This window comes from Streptomyces bathyalis, assembly GCF_015910445.1.
In the GTDB taxonomy this organism is placed as follows: domain Bacteria; phylum Actinomycetota; class Actinomycetes; order Streptomycetales; family Streptomycetaceae; genus Streptomyces; species Streptomyces bathyalis.
The window spans coordinates 7,029,186-7,043,801 of sequence record NZ_CP048882.1; the positions used below are offsets into that span (position 1 = coordinate 7,029,186).

10 protein-coding genes are annotated in these 14,616 nt (G+C 70.8%); 6 read left to right on the plus strand and 4 right to left on the minus strand.

Going from position 1 to position 14,616, the window contains the following annotated elements; genetic code table 11:
• Positions 1-85 precede the first annotated feature (85 nt).
• The 4 genes from G4Z16_RS30580 to G4Z16_RS30595 are packed head-to-tail and all read left to right on the plus strand — an operon-like array spanning position 86 to position 4,356.
• Complete coding sequence (locus G4Z16_RS30580; RefSeq protein ID WP_197353805.1) at positions 86-2,803, plus strand: sensor histidine kinase; 2,718 nt, start codon at positions 86-88, stop codon at positions 2,801-2,803.
• Positions 2,800-3,243 carry a roadblock/LC7 domain-containing protein gene (locus G4Z16_RS30585; RefSeq protein WP_197353806.1) on the plus strand — a complete coding sequence of 148 codons (444 nt, stop codon included), beginning with the start codon at positions 2,800-2,802 and terminating at the stop codon, positions 3,241-3,243. The genes G4Z16_RS30580 and G4Z16_RS30585 overlap by 4 nt, the downstream gene beginning before the upstream one ends.
• Positions 3,244-3,266: 23 nt before the next feature.
• Positions 3,267-3,746 carry a DUF742 domain-containing protein gene (locus G4Z16_RS30590; protein ID WP_197353807.1) on the plus strand — a complete coding sequence of 160 codons (480 nt, stop codon included), beginning with the start codon at positions 3,267-3,269 and terminating at the stop codon, positions 3,744-3,746.
• A complete protein-coding gene (locus G4Z16_RS30595) occupies positions 3,727-4,356 on the plus strand; it encodes a GTP-binding protein (RefSeq protein ID WP_197353808.1) in 630 nt (209 codons plus the stop codon). Before G4Z16_RS30590 ends, G4Z16_RS30595 begins: the two co-directional genes overlap by 20 nt.
• A gap of 88 nt (positions 4,357-4,444) precedes the next feature.
• On the opposite strand, the gene glpK is transcribed toward G4Z16_RS30595, so the two are convergent.
• Both glpK and G4Z16_RS30605 read right to left on the minus strand, forming a co-directional pair.
• The gene (gene glpK / locus G4Z16_RS30600; protein WP_197353809.1) at positions 4,445-5,953 is read right to left on the minus strand and encodes a glycerol kinase GlpK; all 1,509 of its coding nucleotides are present in this window, start codon (positions 5,951-5,953) and stop codon (positions 4,445-4,447) included.
• A gap of 61 nt (positions 5,954-6,014) precedes the next feature.
• Entirely contained in the window at positions 6,015-6,749 is a 735-nt protein-coding gene (locus G4Z16_RS30605; protein WP_197353810.1) for an MIP/aquaporin family protein, read from the minus strand.
• 669 nt (positions 6,750-7,418) lie between these two features.
• Here G4Z16_RS30605 and G4Z16_RS30610 point away from each other — a divergent pair.
• On the plus strand, positions 7,419-8,879 hold the full coding sequence (locus G4Z16_RS30610; protein WP_197353811.1) for an aldehyde dehydrogenase family protein: 1,461 nt from the start codon (positions 7,419-7,421) through the stop codon (positions 8,877-8,879).
• A gap of 220 nt (positions 8,880-9,099) precedes the next feature.
• Here the strand turns inward: G4Z16_RS30610 and G4Z16_RS30615 are convergent, their stop codons facing one another.
• On the minus strand, positions 9,100-9,951 hold the full coding sequence (locus G4Z16_RS30615) for a M15 family metallopeptidase (protein ID WP_197353812.1): 852 nt from the start codon (positions 9,949-9,951) through the stop codon (positions 9,100-9,102).
• A 13-nt stretch (positions 9,952-9,964) separates the two neighbouring features.
• On the minus strand, positions 9,965-12,280 hold the full coding sequence (locus tag G4Z16_RS30620) for a glycoside hydrolase family 31 protein (protein WP_197353813.1): 2,316 nt from the start codon (positions 12,278-12,280) through the stop codon (positions 9,965-9,967).
• Between the two features lie 286 nt (positions 12,281-12,566).
• On the opposite strand from G4Z16_RS30620, the gene G4Z16_RS30625 reads away from it, so the two are divergent.
• Complete coding sequence (locus G4Z16_RS30625; RefSeq protein ID WP_197353814.1) at positions 12,567-14,591, plus strand: acetoacetate--CoA ligase; 2,025 nt, start codon at positions 12,567-12,569, stop codon at positions 14,589-14,591.
• Positions 14,592-14,616 lie beyond the last annotated feature (25 nt).

The following is a 14,616-nucleotide window of genomic DNA, read 5'->3' on the forward strand; positions in this document are numbered from 1 at the left end:
CGACTCGGTCCTGCGTCAGTAGTAGGCTCACGCCGTTTGCTGTCGGAACTCACCCCCGGACGGAGGGGGTTGACTAGGGGAGGCCATGCGCTTGCGCGGTAGGTCGATCCGCCGGAAGATCGTGGTGCTGCTGCTGGTGCCGCTGTTGTCTCTGGTGTCCATCTGGGCCTTCGCCACGTACGTCACCGGCCGTCAGGCGCAGGATCTGCTCAACGTGGTCAACACCGTGGACAAGGTGGGCGATCCGGCGCAGGACGCTGCCATGGCGCTCCAGCGTGAGCGTCGGCAGGTGATGGTCTACCTTGCCGACCCGCGTGGTTCCGAGGCACTCACCCAGCTGAAGAAGCAGCAGAAGGACACCAATGCGCAGATCGAGAAGCTGCGCGACAACGCCCGTTCGCCCGGGCTGCGTTCGAACCTCACCGGCAACGCGCACCAGCGCCTGGACGCGATGCTGGACAAGCTCGACGGCCTGAAGAAGGTCCGCAAGGCGGGCGAGAACACGCTCACACGCGGCGGCGCCTTCCAGGCGTACAACGAACTCATCGATCCCTGCTACACCTTCCTCAGCGCACTCGGCGGCCTCGACGACGTCGACCTGGACAAGCAGGGACGCGCCCTCGTCGGCCTGGAGCGGGCTCGCGAATACCTCTCCCGCGAGGACGCGTTGATGGCCGCGGCACTCGCCTCCGGGAAGATGACCAAGGGCGACCGGCGCGCGTTCTCCGACCGTGTCGCCGAGCGGAACCTCACCTACACGACGACGCTCTCGGAACTGCCCGCCGAGGAGCGGCAGAACTTCGACACGTACTGGAACGGCACCGATGGGCGCACCCTGCGCAGCTACGAGGACGCCGTCATCGCGGCCGGCAGCGGTGGCACCGACGGAGTCGTCAACGCGGAGCGCTGGCAGTCGGCGACCTCCACGGTCCTCACCGACCTCGAACGCATGAACTTCGAGGCCCGCGACCGCTACGAGCAGCGCGTGCAGCCGGACGCGACCATGGTGCTCATCCAGGCCGGCGCGTCCGTCGTCCTCGGCGCCGCGGCCGTCATCGCCTCGGTCATCATCTCCTTCCGGGTCGGCCGTGGCCTCGTACGGGATCTGCGCACCCTGCGCAGGGAGGCCCAGGAGGCCGCGGGTGTGCGGCTGCCGAGCGTGATGCGCCGTCTCGCCGCGGGGGAGACCGTCGACATCGAGACCGAGGCGCCGAGGCTGGAGTACCCGCAGGACGAGTCGGGCCAGGTCGGCCAGGCGGTGAACACCCTTCAGCGAGCCGCCGTCGAGGCAGCCGTCAAGCAGGCCGACATGCGCCGCGGCGTCTCCGAGGTGTTCGTCAACCTCGCCCGCCGCAACCAGGTGCTGCTGCACCGTCAGTTGAGCCTCCTGGACCACATGGAGCGGCGTACCGAGGACTCGGACGAACTCGCCGACCTCTTCCGTCTCGACCACCTCACCACCCGCATGCGCCGCCACGCCGAGGGCCTCGTCATCCTTTCCGGGGCCGCGCCCTCCCGTCAGTGGCGCAAGCCGGTGCAGCTGATGGACGTCGTGCGGGCCGCGGTCGCCGAGGTCGAGGACTACGAACGCATCGAGGTGCGCCGCCTTCCGCGGCTCGCCGTCGACGGTGGCTCCGTCGCCGACATCACGCACCTCATCGCCGAACTCCTCGAGAACGCAACCGTGTTCTCACCGCCGCACACCGCGGTCCAGGTGCTCGGCGAACGAGTGGCCAACGGCTACACCCTGGAGATCCACGACCGGGGCCTCGGCATGGCCGCCGACGCACTCCTCGAGGCCAACCTGCGGCTCGCGGAGACACCGGAGTTCGAACTCTCCGACACCGACCGCCTCGGTCTCTTCGTGGTCTCCCGGCTCGCCCAGCGCCAGGGCGTACGCGTCTCGCTGCAGCCCTCGCCGTACGGCGGCACCACCGCGGTCGTCCTCCTCCCCGGCAGGATCCTCACCGAGACCACCGGCCAGGACGACGACCGCCTGGAGCGGGAATCCGCCGGCAACGGTGTCTCCGGCACACGGCTCGACGCCCTCACCCGTGGCCCCTCGGGCCCCGGCTCCCCGGCGGCGGCGCGGCAGCGCGCCGCCCTGGACGGGCCGGTCGAACTGGAGCCCCCGCTCGGCGAGTTGGAGGAAGGACCGGGACGCGACAGCCGCACGGAGGACGCGGGCATGCCCCGCACCGCGCTGCACAGCGCCGGTCCGCCTGCCCTGGGCGGGCCCAAGCCCGGTCTCGAGCAGCACCAGCAGGCCGATGACGCGGCAGACGGCTCCTCACGGCCCAAGTCGCCGCAGGGAGACGGCAAGGGCGGACTCGCCCCGCTGCCCCGTCGCCGCCCCCGTACACCCGTGCTGGTCGCCGACCACGGGCGCACGGTCGGCAGCCCGGAGACGACCGAGGGGCAGCAGGAGACGGACGAGGCCGAGGAGCGGACCGAGGGACGCGGGCACCGCGACCGTCAGCACCGCCCCGCGGATGCGGAAGCCGGTACGACGCAGCCCGGCGCATCCGCTCCGTCCGCCACGGTCGCCGGATTGCCTCGCAGGGTCCGCCAGGCGAACCTGGCACCCCAGCTCAAACAGGATTCGGCCGAAGGCACGACGGGACGCGGCGATCAAGGCCCGCGCTCCGAGGATCTGGCGAACCGCGACGCGGACGAGGTACGCAGCAGAATGGCCTCGCTCCAGCGGGGCTGGCAGCGCGGCCGCCAGCAGAACGCCGGCGCGTCGGGGGACGAGGCGACGGAGTCAGCACCAGGAACGACACCGGAGGGGGACGGTCGATGACCGCACCGAAAGGCACGGAGAACACCGCTTCTGGGAGCGGTGAACTCAACTGGCTCCTCGACGAGTTGGTCCAACGTGTCGGCAGCATCAGCAAGGCTCTCGTGCTCTCCGGCGACGGGCTGCCCCGTGGAGCGTCCATGGACCTCACGCGGGAGGACGGCGAGCATCTGGCCGCGGTGGCGTCCGGCTTCCACAGCCTCGCCAAGGGCGTCGGCCGCCACTTCGACGTGGGCGGTGTGCGGCAGACCGTCGTCGAGCTGGAGGAGGCGTTCCTCTTCGTCACCGCCGCCGGTGACGGCAGCTGCCTCGCGGTGGTCGCCGACGCTGACGCCGACGTCGGCCTGATCGCATACGAGATGACGCTGCTGGTCAAGCGGGTCGGTGCGCACCTGGGCACTGCCCCCCGGTCGAACCCGCCCAGCCACGCCGGTGGGAACTGACGGGATCTGAACGGGACACAGTGATGACGGACCGATGGTTCGACGACGCCGCTGGGCCTGTGGTGCGGCCGTACGCGATGACGCGCGGCCGCACCCGCAGCAGCTCCGAAGAGGCACGACTCGACCTCATCGCACTCGTGATCGCCCAGAGCCGGGACGGTGAAGGGGACGCGAAGCCGCAGGAGAACGGCGACGGCAGCGGCGAGAATCACGAGGGCGCGGCCGGTGAGGCGACCGGCGGCGGCTCCCACGACAACGCCGACGTGCTCGCGGACAACTCACTCGCTCCCGAGCACGTCGACATCGTCGTCCAGTGCCGCCGTGCTCCGCAGTCCGTCGCGGAACTGTCCGCCGAACTCGACCTTCCCGTCGGCGTCGTACGTGTTCTCATCGGGGACCTCATCGACGCGGACTGGGTCCGCGTCAGCCGGCCCGTCCCTCCGGCGGAACTGCCGGACGAAAGCATTCTCAGAGAGGTAATCGATGGCCTTCGGGCGCTCTAAGCGAGGCGCCGCCACGGCGTCGCCGGCCGAACCCGTGACACTGAAGCTGCTCGTGGCGGGCGGCTTCGGCGTCGGCAAGACGACCCTCGTCGGCTCCGTCAGCGAGATCAAGCCGCTGCGCACGGAGGAGACGCTCACCGAGGCAGGACGCCCGGTGGACGACACGGCGGGCGTCGAGGCGAAGACCACCACGACCGTCGCGATGGACTTCGGCCGCATCACGATCAACGACGGCCTGGTGCTGTACCTGTTCGGCACGCCCGGACAGGACCGCTTCTGGTTCCTGTGGGACGAGCTGGCGCACGGCGCGCTGGGTGCCGTCGTCCTCGTCGACACACGGCGGCTGGAGGACAGCTTCGCCGGCATCGACTACTTCGAACGCCGCGGGATCCCCTTCACCGTCGCCGTCAACCACTTCGACGACGCCGAGGTCTACCCTCCCGAGGCCATCCGCGAGGCGCTCGACCTCGACGCGGAGGTGCCGGTGATGGTGTGCGACGCCCGGCGCCGTGACTCCGTGAGGGACGTGCTGGTATCGGTCGTCGAGCACGCCATGCGCCGTGCCGTCGCCGCCCAGGAGGCGGCGCCCCGCCCCGCCCCGGTGCGCTGAACCCACCGGGGACGGAACGAGGCGCCAGTTGCGCCGTGCCGTGCTGTTCCTGCGTGCGCCGCGGCAGCGGTGATCCGGTCTCAGCCGGTCACTGGCCGTCCTCCAGCCAGCCGAAGCTGCGCTCCACCGCCTTGCGCCAGTTGTGGTACTCCCGGTCCCGCGTCTCCGTGTCCATCTGCGGGGTCCACTCCGCGTCACGCTTCCAGTGGCTGCTCAGCTCGTCGAGGTCCGACCAGACCCCCGTCGCGAGCCCCGCGGCGTAAGCGGCGCCGAGACACGTCGTCTCCGCGACGACCGGCCGGATCACCGGCACTCCCAGCACATCCGCCTGATGCCGCATCAGCAGGTTGTTCGCCGTCATCCCGCCGTCGACCTTCAGGCTCGTGATCTGGACGCCCGAGTCCTGGTACATCGCGTCCACGACCTCACGCGTCTGCCAGCTGGTCGCCTCCAGCACGGCCCGCGCCAGGTGCGCCTTGGTGACATAGCGGGTCAGCCCGGCCACGACGCCGCGTGCGTCCGAGCGCCAGTACGGAGCGAAGAGCCCCGAGAAGGCCGGAACGATGTACGCACCGCCGTTGTCCTCGACGCTCGCGGCGAGCGTCTCGATCTCCGCCGCCTCCTTGATGATGCCGAGCTGGTCGCGGAACCACTGGACGAGGGCACCGGTGATGGCGATGGACCCCTCGAGGCAGTACGTGGGGGCGTCGGTCCCGAGCTGGTAGGCCATCGTCGTCAGCAGGCCGCTCTTGCTCGGGACCGGCCGCTGTCCGGTGTTGAGCAGCAGGAAGGATCCGGTGCCGTAGGTGTTCTTGGCCTCGCCGACTGCGTAGCAGGTCTGCCCGAACAGGGCCGCGTGCTGGTCGCCCAGTGCCGACGCCACCGGCACCCCCGCGACCTGGCCGTGTGCGGTCCCGTACACCTCGGCGGAGGACTTGATCTCGGGCAGTACGGCCGCCGGCACGTTCATCGCGTCGAGGATGGACTGGTCCCACTGGAGGGTCTCCAGATTCATCAGCATCGTGCGCCCGGCGTTGGTGACGTCGGTGACGTGCACACCGCCGTCGGTGCCGCCGGTGAGGTTCCAGATGAGCCAGGAGTCGATGGTGCCGAAGGCGATCTCCCCGGCCTCGGCCCGCTGCCGCAGCCCGGGCACGTTGTCGAGCAGCCAGGCCACCTTGGGCCCGGCGAAGTAGCTGGCCAGCGGCAGGCCCGTACGGTCGCGGAAGCGGTCCTGTCCGTCCGAGCCGCCGAGCTCGGTGCAGAGGGCGGCCGTGCGGGTGTCCTGCCAGACGACGGCGTTGTGCACCGGCTGTCCGGTCTTCCTGTCCCACAGGACGGTGGTCTCACGCTGGTTGGTGATGCCCAGCGCGCTCAGCTGGTCGGCGCGCAGGCCGGCCTTGGCGATCGCCCCGGCCACCACGGCCTGCACCTTGGACCAGATCTCGGTGGCGTCGTGCTCCACCCAGCCAGGCTTGGGGAAGATCTGGCGGTGCTCGCGCTGGTCGACGGCTACGGGGGCGCCGTCCTGGTTGAAGATGATGCAGCGGCTTGAGGTGGTGCCTTGGTCGATCGCTGCGACGAACTTGTCCGACATGATCGCGTCCCTTGTCCGAACCGGAGTGCTGGTGAGAGTCCCGGGGCCTGGGGCCCGGGAGTCAGAAGGCGAGTTTGAAGATGCCCGCGGCTATGACAGCCCCGATGAGCGGTCCGGCAACCGGGACCCAGGAGTAACCCCAGTCGGATCCGCCCTTGTTGGGGATCGGCAGCAGCGCGTGGGCTATGCGCGGTCCCAGGTCACGGGCGGGGTTGATGGCGTACCCCGTCGGGCCGCCGAGCGAGAGCCCGATGCCGACGACGAGCAGCGAGACGATGAGGACCTGCGTGCCCGTCTTGGCAAGCGCCGTCGTCGCGCCGAAGGCGAGGATCGGCAGGACCAGCGCGATGGTGGCGACTATCTCGGTGGCCATGTTGGCGGCCGGCTGGCGCACCTCGGGGATGGTCGAGAAGTTCCCCAGCGTGTCCTGGGCGAACTCGGGATCGGCATTGGCGGCGAACTGCGCGTAGTAGGCCACCCACACCAGGACGGCGCCGATGATGGCGCCGATCATCTGCGAGCCTATGTAGAGCGGCACCTTGCTCCACTCGCCGGAGTCGACGGCGAGTGCCACGGTCACCGCGGGATTGATGTGACCGCCCGAGAGCGGCAGCGCCGTGTAGGCACCGGCGAGCACGCCGAAGCCCCAGCCGAAGGCGATGACGACCCAGCCGGAAGCGGCGGCCTTGGAGAAGCGGAGATTGACGGCGGCACAGACACCGGCTCCGAAGAGGATGAGAATCGCGGTTCCGATGACCTCACCCGCGAAGATGTCCGTGTTGGAGAACTGGCTCATGACGGCTCCTTGTCCCTTTGGCCGGGGCAGATGCCCCGGACGATCCTTCGGGATGGTGCTGATCTGGCACGGAGCCGGCGCCAGGGCAGAGGGCCGCTGATCACGGTCCGGCGCGCCACCCCGCCCGGTCTCCGTGACGAGCGTGTCGGCAGTGTTCATCGCAGCTGAGGGACCGTCAAGGGCACTGACATCATGGACGTATGGGGACGCGGAGGTCATCGACATCGCCGCCGTGTCGGAGTGATCGGTTCCGTATTTCCCCCGGATTCCGGGCTTGTCATGGCGAGCCTGAGCGGCCGTGCCGGTGGGCGGGTCCTCCGCCCGCTGCTGCCCGGCGTCACGTGGCGCGGGCGATGGAGCCGAAGTCGGCGGCCGCGGGCGTGGTGGGCGGACGCGGGCCCGGGCCCCGCTGATCGTCCAGCGGCCGTGAACCACGCGGACAGAGCCCGGCCTCCGTGAACCTTGTCCTTGAAGCGCCCGCTCGGTGCCGCGGCGGATAGGCAGGACCGTTGACACCGGTGCAGGTCAGCCGGAGACTCCCGCCAGCGACTATGAACGAAAGTTCGTCTGGCGAACATGGTCTTGCTCGCGGTGTCCGGCGGCCCCGTTGCCCGTGCCCCGGCGGTGAGACCTCGCACCCGGACTGCTCTCACCTCGGGAGGACCCGCCATGACCATCCACCGCGACCTGCTCATCGGCGGACAGGAGATCCCCGCCGTCTCCGGGCGCAAGGCCGAGGACCGCAACCCGTACACCGGCGAGGTGTACGCCACGGTCGCCGCGGGCGGTCCTGACGACGTGCGCAAAGCCGTGGCTGCCGCCGACGCCGCGTTCCCCGCCTGGTCGGCCACGGGGCCGGCCGAGCGCCGTGCGGTCTTCCTCAAGGCGGCCGACCTGCTGGAGTCCCGGGCCGACGACGCCGCGACGTACATGGCGCAGGAAGCCGGAGGCAGCCGTCCGTGGGCTCTGTTCAACGTCCACCTGGCCGCCGGCATGCTCCGTGAGGCGGCCGCCGCGGTCACCGCGCCACAGGGCGAGGTCCTCAGCCCGCAGGACGGCGAGACGCTGAGCCTCGCGATGCGCGAACCGGTCGGAGTCGTCGCCGCGTTCGCGCCCTGGAACGCTCCGGTGATCCTCGGCACCCGGGCCGTCGCCGCTCCACTGGCCGCGGGGAACACGGTCGTGGTCAAGCCAAGCGAGGATGCTCCGCTCTCCTGCGGCTACTTCGTGGCGGACGTGCTGCGGGAAGCCGGCCTGCCCGACGGTGTGCTCAACGTCGTCAGCAACGCTCCGGAGGACGCCGCCGACGTCGCCGAGGCCCTGGTCGCCGAACCCGCCGTCCGCGCCGTCAACTTCACCGGTTCGACCGGCGTGGGCCGCCTCATCGGCAACCTCGCCGCGCAGCATCTCAAGCCCGCCGTACTGGAGTTGGGCGGCAAGAACTCCGTGATCGTCCTCGACGACGCCGACGTGGACTACGCGGTGGACGCCGCGACGTTCGCGGTCTTCATGAACGCCGGCCAGATCTGCATGTCGGGCGACCGGATCCTCGTGCACGAGTCGCTGGCGGAGGAGTTCACCCAGAAGTTCACCGCGAAGGTCGCCGCCCTGCCGCACGGCGGCCCGGACGAACCCACCACCGTCATCGGGCCGATGGTGAGCGCGGCCTCGGCGGAGCGTGTCGCGGCGCTCGTACGTGACGCCGTCGGCAAGGGAGCCGACGTGCTCACCGGGGGAGGCGCGCCCGAGAACGCCGTGCACCCGGCGACCGTGCTCACCGGCGTCACGCCCGGCATGGAGCTGTACCACGGTGAAGCATTCGGACCCGTCTGCGCGATCGCCACCTTCGCCGGTGACGACGAGGCCGTCGCCCTGGCCAACGACACCGAGCACGGCCTGACTTGCGGCATCATCACCGAGAACGGCACGCACGGCCTCTCCGTCGCGCGCCGCATTCGCACGGGCATCGTGCACGTGGGCGACCAGTCCGTGGCGGACGAGCCGCAGGTGCCGTTCGGCGGCTTCAAGGCCTCGGGCTACGGCCGGTTCGGCGGCCGCTGGGGCATCGAGGCGTTCAGCAACACCCGCTGGGTCACCGTGGCCGCCCGGCACGCTCACTACCCGTTCTGAGCACCGAAGACCTCGCTCCGGTCCCGGATGTCACGGACACGTCACCGGACGAACACACGACCGTACGGGCTGCCCCGGGCACGAACCGTCCCGGGGCCACGGCCGTCCACGACGACAGGACGGCGGCAGGGGATCCACGGGGGTGGTGCCGTGCCGCCGTCCGCCACGTCGGTGCAGTACACAGGACTGCCGGACGGCCGTCCGCCCGACTGCCCGGCGTTCAGTGACCGTTGAGCGCGCGGCGCCAGACGGGGAAGTCGAAATACGTCTCCGGGAAGGTCTCCTCGGTGAGCGTGTAGTGCCACCACTCCTCGGGGAGATTGGTGAACCCGGCGTTCTCCAACGTGTCCTTCAGAAGCATCCGGTTCGCGCGCTGCTTGCCCTTGATGCGGGGATCGAGGGTGTGCGAGAGGGTGTCGAAGCAGTCGTAACCGGTGCCCATGTCGATGGAGTTGTCGGGGAAGCGCACATCCTTGGGCGCGAAGCAGGACACCAGGGGCTCACCTGGCCTGTACGGACGCGTCGGCTTCGCCGGCAGCCGCACGAGGGTGAGGTCGACCGTACTGCCCCTGCTGTGGCCGGACTTCTCCGCGATGTAGCCGTCCTCGAAGAGGCGGTCCTTCTCCACGCGCGGATAGAACTCGTCCTTCATCCGCTCGTCGTCCAGGTCCTTGGCCCATTCCACGAAGTGGTCGACGGCCCGCTGCGGGCGGTAACAGTCGTACACCTTCAGGGAGTAGCCCTTCTTCAGGAAGGACCGTTGCGCCGTCTTCAGTGCCTCGGCGGTGTCGCGGGTGACGATGCACATGCCTTGCCGGTAGCCGTGCACCCGGTCGCCGACGAAGTTGTGCCGCGTCCGGTAGCGCATCTCCTGCAGGACGGATGGCGCGACGTCACGCAGCGCGACGAACTCGTCGGGCGCGGAGGGGTCCTGGTGCTTCCCGGGACGGGGAGCACCAGGATCGGTGCCGGTCGCGGCCGAGGCGGCCGGCGCGGCGGGCACGAGTGTGGCCAGGGCGAGCAGCGCGGCGGTGAGAGCCGTGCGGCTGAATGGTCCTCTGAATGCTGCCATGGCCATTCGTCTATCAGCCGCGCACCCGTACCGGGTAGCCCGCGGCAGTACCGTCTTCCCGGGTCACCACGGTGGTGTCGTCGCGCCGCACAACGGTGAACCGCTCGGCGGGCACGGGATGATCGGCGGTGCGCTCGTCGGCGTCGCGGATGACGAGTCCCTTGCCCCGGCGTCCCGGTGCCGGCGTCCACACCTCCAGTTCCGTGCTTCCGTCGTCTCCGCTCACCGGCACCGCGGCACCGGCCCGCGCGAGAACCGGGATGCGCGACAGAGGGGCGTCGAGCTGCACCTCGCCAGGCCCTTCGTGCACCTTGCCGGTGACCGTCTCGTACCAGCGTCCGTACGGCAGCCGCACCGGACGCCGGCGCATGCCCTCTTCCAGTGCGGGCGCCACCAGCAGCGCGTCCCCCAGCAGGAAGGCGTCACCGCACTCGCGCAGCGAGCGCTCGCGAGGGTGCTGCCACCACAGGGGGCGTACGTACGGAGCTCCCGTGCGGTGGGCCACATGGGCGAGTGTCGTGAAGTACGGGCGAAGCCGCTCCCGTTCGGCCATCGCGGCCGCGCAGCCTTCCAGGACCTCGCCACCGAACGCCCAAGGCTCCCGCGAACCAATGCCCTTGGCGCCGTGCGCGTGGAAGTGCGGGTACCAGGCGGCCAATTGGAACCAGCGCAGATACAGCTCCGGAGACGGGGAGCCGGTCGTCCCGCCGATCCCCGGGCCCGAGTACGGCACGCCGCACAGCCCCAGTCCCACGACCAGGGACAGCGACGCGCGCAGCCCTTCCCACCCCGTGGAAACCTCCCCGCCCCAGGTGCCGCCGCCGCGCTGCATGCCCGCCCAGCCCGAGGACATGAGGACGAACTCGGTGCCGGTGCCGGTGCCGGTGCCGGTGTCTCTGCTTGTGGCTGTGCTGGTGTTCGTGCCGTTCTCCGCTGCCGCATCGGCCGCGGTGCCGCCGCTCACCCGCGCGTCGCTCACACCGGACGCGCTCACGTCCGTGCCTGCCGATGCGGAAGTCACCGCCCTCCCGGCATGTCCGGGGGCCACCAGTTCCACGCCCTCGGTCCTCAACTCGGCGGAGAGACGGGGCAGATCATCGGCCGCCCTTCCCCGCCCTCCCCTGAGGAGCCGGTGCCCGGCATGCCTGTCCTCGTCCAAGCGCAGTGCGCGCAGTGGCAGTTCACGCTCCCGGTATCCGGTGGCCGCATCGCGCGCCCGGCGGGCCGAGCCCGAGAACTGCCCCGAGTGCTGGTAGCCCAGCGCCCAGCCGGGCGGCAGTGAAGGCGCACCCGTCAACCGCGCCCAGCTGTGCAGCACGCGCGCGGGCGGCCCGGCGATCACCCAGTAGCGCAGCGGCCCGCCGTCCATGCGGATCTCGCTGGAGCCCGGCCGGTCGTGGCCCGACCCTCTGCCTTCCACGCCCTCCCGTACCGTCACCCGGCCCTCTCCGGGGTTGTCGTGGAAGACCAGATGCGTGCCCGCGTCCGCCACGACCAGCTGCACGGGCATGGTGATGTGCGGCATGCCGTCACCCGGGGGCGCCGCCGCGTCGGGGACGGCACCCTTCCAATTGCGCAGCCGGTACGAGCCGTTGGGCAGCGGCGGCCCGCAGGCATGCCCACCCAGGCCGAAGAAGCGGGCGTCGGCGGCCACTTGGGAGCGGTGCATCCAGCGGCCGCCTCCGGCGGGAGGGAACGCCGATGTCTCCGCTCCCTGCTCCTCCGGTGGGGCAGGCTCCTCGCCCTCGGCAGCCTCCTCGCCGGCCGCCGCATCCCGAGCAGCCGCGCCCTCGGCCTCCCCGACCTCGGCCCCGTTCGGCCGGCTCCGTCCGCCGAGTTGCCGTTGCGCGTACGGGCCCAGACCTCCGGCCGCCTCCCACCAGCGCGGCGGCAGATCCCTGCGGAGCAGTTCGCCTCCCGGAGTGCACACGTCCACCGTGCCGTGCCGGGTGATGGTCACGAGCAGCCGCTCGGAGACCACCCGCCACCCGCCGTCCTTGTCCGGCTCCAGGACCGCCCGCGTGTCCGGCCTCGGAGCAGGCCCGGGCAGGGCCGACGACGGGCACGGCTCCGCACCGTCCCAGCCCACGAAGACCGCTCCGCCCGTCGCCACCTGCACCAGGAGCGATGAACGCCCGAACTGGATCAGTCCGCCCCCCGGCCGTGCCAGCGCACCGCTCGCCGGTCCGGGCACGCGCGCCCGCTCGGTCCCCTGAGGCTGATCCCGGCCGGCCGACGCACGACGGCGCCCCCACGAGGAGCCCCCGGACCGCGCCCGCCAGGCCGCGCCCGCCGCCCTCACCGTCCCCACCAGGCCACGCCCATCCATGCTGTTCAGGGTGCCAGCGGGGTGCGCCGGCGTCATCGGCGTTCAACTGGAGTTCATCCAGGGACCATCCGCTCTTGTCGTGCGCCCCTGCGCCTCCACGTACACCCCGCCGATGTGGTGCGCGCGCCCGTGCCTCTCAGGATCGGAGCATGGTCCCGACACATTCGCCTCGAGCCCGGCATGTGGTGTACGCCCTGGCGTGAGCGATGACCGCATGGCATCGTCCTGATCAGTCAGACGTACGCCCGCCAGGCGTGCCGCCAGCCCAAACGGACCGGGAGCCGCCATGACCACAGCGCACAGCACACCGCAGCCGCAGCCCGTCACGCCGGAACCCCTCTGGCGGCCGGACGCGGACCGCGTGGCTGGCGCACGGATCACGCGCTTCCAATCGTGGGCGGCCGAGCACCACGGTGCGCCCGCCGCCGTCCCGGGCGACCCGGAGACGAGCTACGCCGCGCTGCACCGCTGGTCCGTGGAGGAGCTGCCGGCCTTCTGGAAGGCGCTCACCGAGTGGTTCGACGTCCGCTTCTCGGCCCCGTACGAGACGGTGCTTGCCGACTCCGCGATGCCCGGCGCCGAATGGTTCCCCGGGGCGAAGCTCAACTACGCGGAGCACGCGCTGCGCACCGCGGAGGACCCGGCACGAGCGGACGACCCGGCCCTCCTGCACGTCGACGAGGAGCACGAGCCCCGTCCCGTCACATGGCGCGAACTGCGGCGCCAGGTGGGCTCTTTGTCCGCCGAGCTTCGCCGCCTCGGCGTGGGCCCCGGCGACCGCGTCAGCGGCTACCTCCCCAACGTCCCCGAGGCGGTTGTCGCCCTGCTCGCGACCGCCGCCGTCGGCGCGGTATGGACGTCGTGCGCACCCGACTTCGGCGCCCGCAGCGTCCTGGACCGCTTCCAACAGGTCGAGCCGGCCGTCCTGTTCACGGTGGACGGATACCGCTACGGCGGCAAGGAACACGACCGCAGCGAGACCGTGGCCGAACTCCGCCGCGAACTGCCCAGCCTGCGCGCGGTGGTTCACGTTCCCCTGCTCGGCACCCCCGCGCCCGAGGGGATGCTCGAATGGTCCGCGCTCACCGGCTCGGAGGACAGCGAACCCGTCTTCGAGCAGCTGCCCTTCGCACACCCGCTGTGGGTCCTGTACTCCTCCGGAACCACCGGCCTGCCCAAGGCCATCGTGCAGTCGCAGGGCGGCATCCTCCTGGAACACCTCAAGCAGCTCGGACTGCACTGCGACACAGGCCCCGGCGACCGCTTCTTCTGGTACACCTCCACGGGCTGGATGATGTGGAACTTCCTCATCTCCGGACTGCTGACGGGCTGCACCGTCGTCACCTACGACGGCAGCCCGGGACACCCGGACATGAACGCCCAGTGGAACGTGGCCGCCCGTACCGGCACGACCTTCTTCGGCACGTCGGCGGCGTACATCATGGCCTGCGGCAAGGCGGACATCCATCCGGGCCGCGACCTGGACCTCTCCCGCGTCAAGTGCGTCGCCACCACCGGGTCGCCGCTGCCGCCCGACGGTTTCCGCTGGATCCACGACGAGATCTCCCACGACATGTGGATCGCCTCCGTCAGCGGCGGCACCGACGTGTGCAGCTGCTTCGCCGGGGCCGTCCCCACCCTCCCCGTGCACACGGGCGAGCTGCAGGCCCCCTCACTCGCCACCGATCTGCAGTCCTGGGACCCGCAGGGCAAGCCTCTCACCGACGAGGTCGGCGAACTCGTCGTCACCCGTCCCATGCCGTCCATGCCCATCCACTTCTGGAACGACCCGGACGGTTCGCGCTACAGGGACAGCTACTTCGAGATGTTCCCGGGCGTCTGGCGGCACGGCGACTGGATCACGCTCACCGGCCGCAACACCGTTGTCATCCACGGCCGTTCGGACTCCACGCTCAACCGCCAGGGTGTCCGCATGGGCTCGGCCGACATCTACGAGGCCGTCGAGCGTCTGCCGGAGATCCGCGAATCCCTCGTCATCGGCGTCGAGCAGGCCGACGGCGGCTACTGGATGCCGCTCTTCGTCCACCTCGCCCAGGGAGCCGAGCTCGATGACGCGCTGCGTGACCGCATCAAGCGCACCATCCGGGAAGGGCTCTCGCCGCGCCATGTGCCCGACGAGATCATCCGGATCGACGGCGTGCCGCACACCCTGACCGGAAAGCGCCTCGAAGTCCCGGTCAAGCGCCTCCTCCAGGGCACCCGGCTGGACAAGGCCGTCAACCCCGGCTCCGTCGACGACGTCGAACTGCTCCGCTTCTACGAACGGCTGGCCCAGGAGCGCAACGGCTGACCGGGACCGCCTGGGGCGCACTGTC

Bases quoted from the DNA above. Each gene is read 5' to 3' on its own strand.
- G4Z16_RS30620 (WP_197353813.1), bottom strand. From the start codon at position 12,280: ATGGATGGGCGTGGCCTGGTGGGGACGGTGAGGGCGGCGGGCGCGGCC.
- G4Z16_RS30580 (WP_197353805.1), top strand. From the start codon at position 86: ATGCGCTTGCGCGGTAGGTCGATCCGCCGGAAGATCGTGGTGCTGCTG.
- G4Z16_RS30595 (WP_197353808.1), top strand. From the start codon at position 3,727: ATGGCCTTCGGGCGCTCTAAGCGAGGCGCCGCCACGGCGTCGCCGGCC.
- G4Z16_RS30590 (WP_197353807.1), top strand. From the start codon at position 3,267: ATGACGGACCGATGGTTCGACGACGCCGCTGGGCCTGTGGTGCGGCCG.
- G4Z16_RS30625 (WP_197353814.1), top strand. From the start codon at position 12,567: ATGACCACAGCGCACAGCACACCGCAGCCGCAGCCCGTCACGCCGGAA.
- G4Z16_RS30605 (WP_197353810.1), bottom strand. From the start codon at position 6,749: ATGAGCCAGTTCTCCAACACGGACATCTTCGCGGGTGAGGTCATCGGA.
- glpK (WP_197353809.1), bottom strand. From the start codon at position 5,953: ATGTCGGACAAGTTCGTCGCAGCGATCGACCAAGGCACCACCTCAAGC.
- G4Z16_RS30585 (WP_197353806.1), top strand. From the start codon at position 2,800: ATGACCGCACCGAAAGGCACGGAGAACACCGCTTCTGGGAGCGGTGAA.
- G4Z16_RS30615 (WP_197353812.1), bottom strand. From the start codon at position 9,951: ATGGCAGCATTCAGAGGACCATTCAGCCGCACGGCTCTCACCGCCGCG.
- G4Z16_RS30610 (WP_197353811.1), top strand. From the start codon at position 7,419: ATGACCATCCACCGCGACCTGCTCATCGGCGGACAGGAGATCCCCGCC.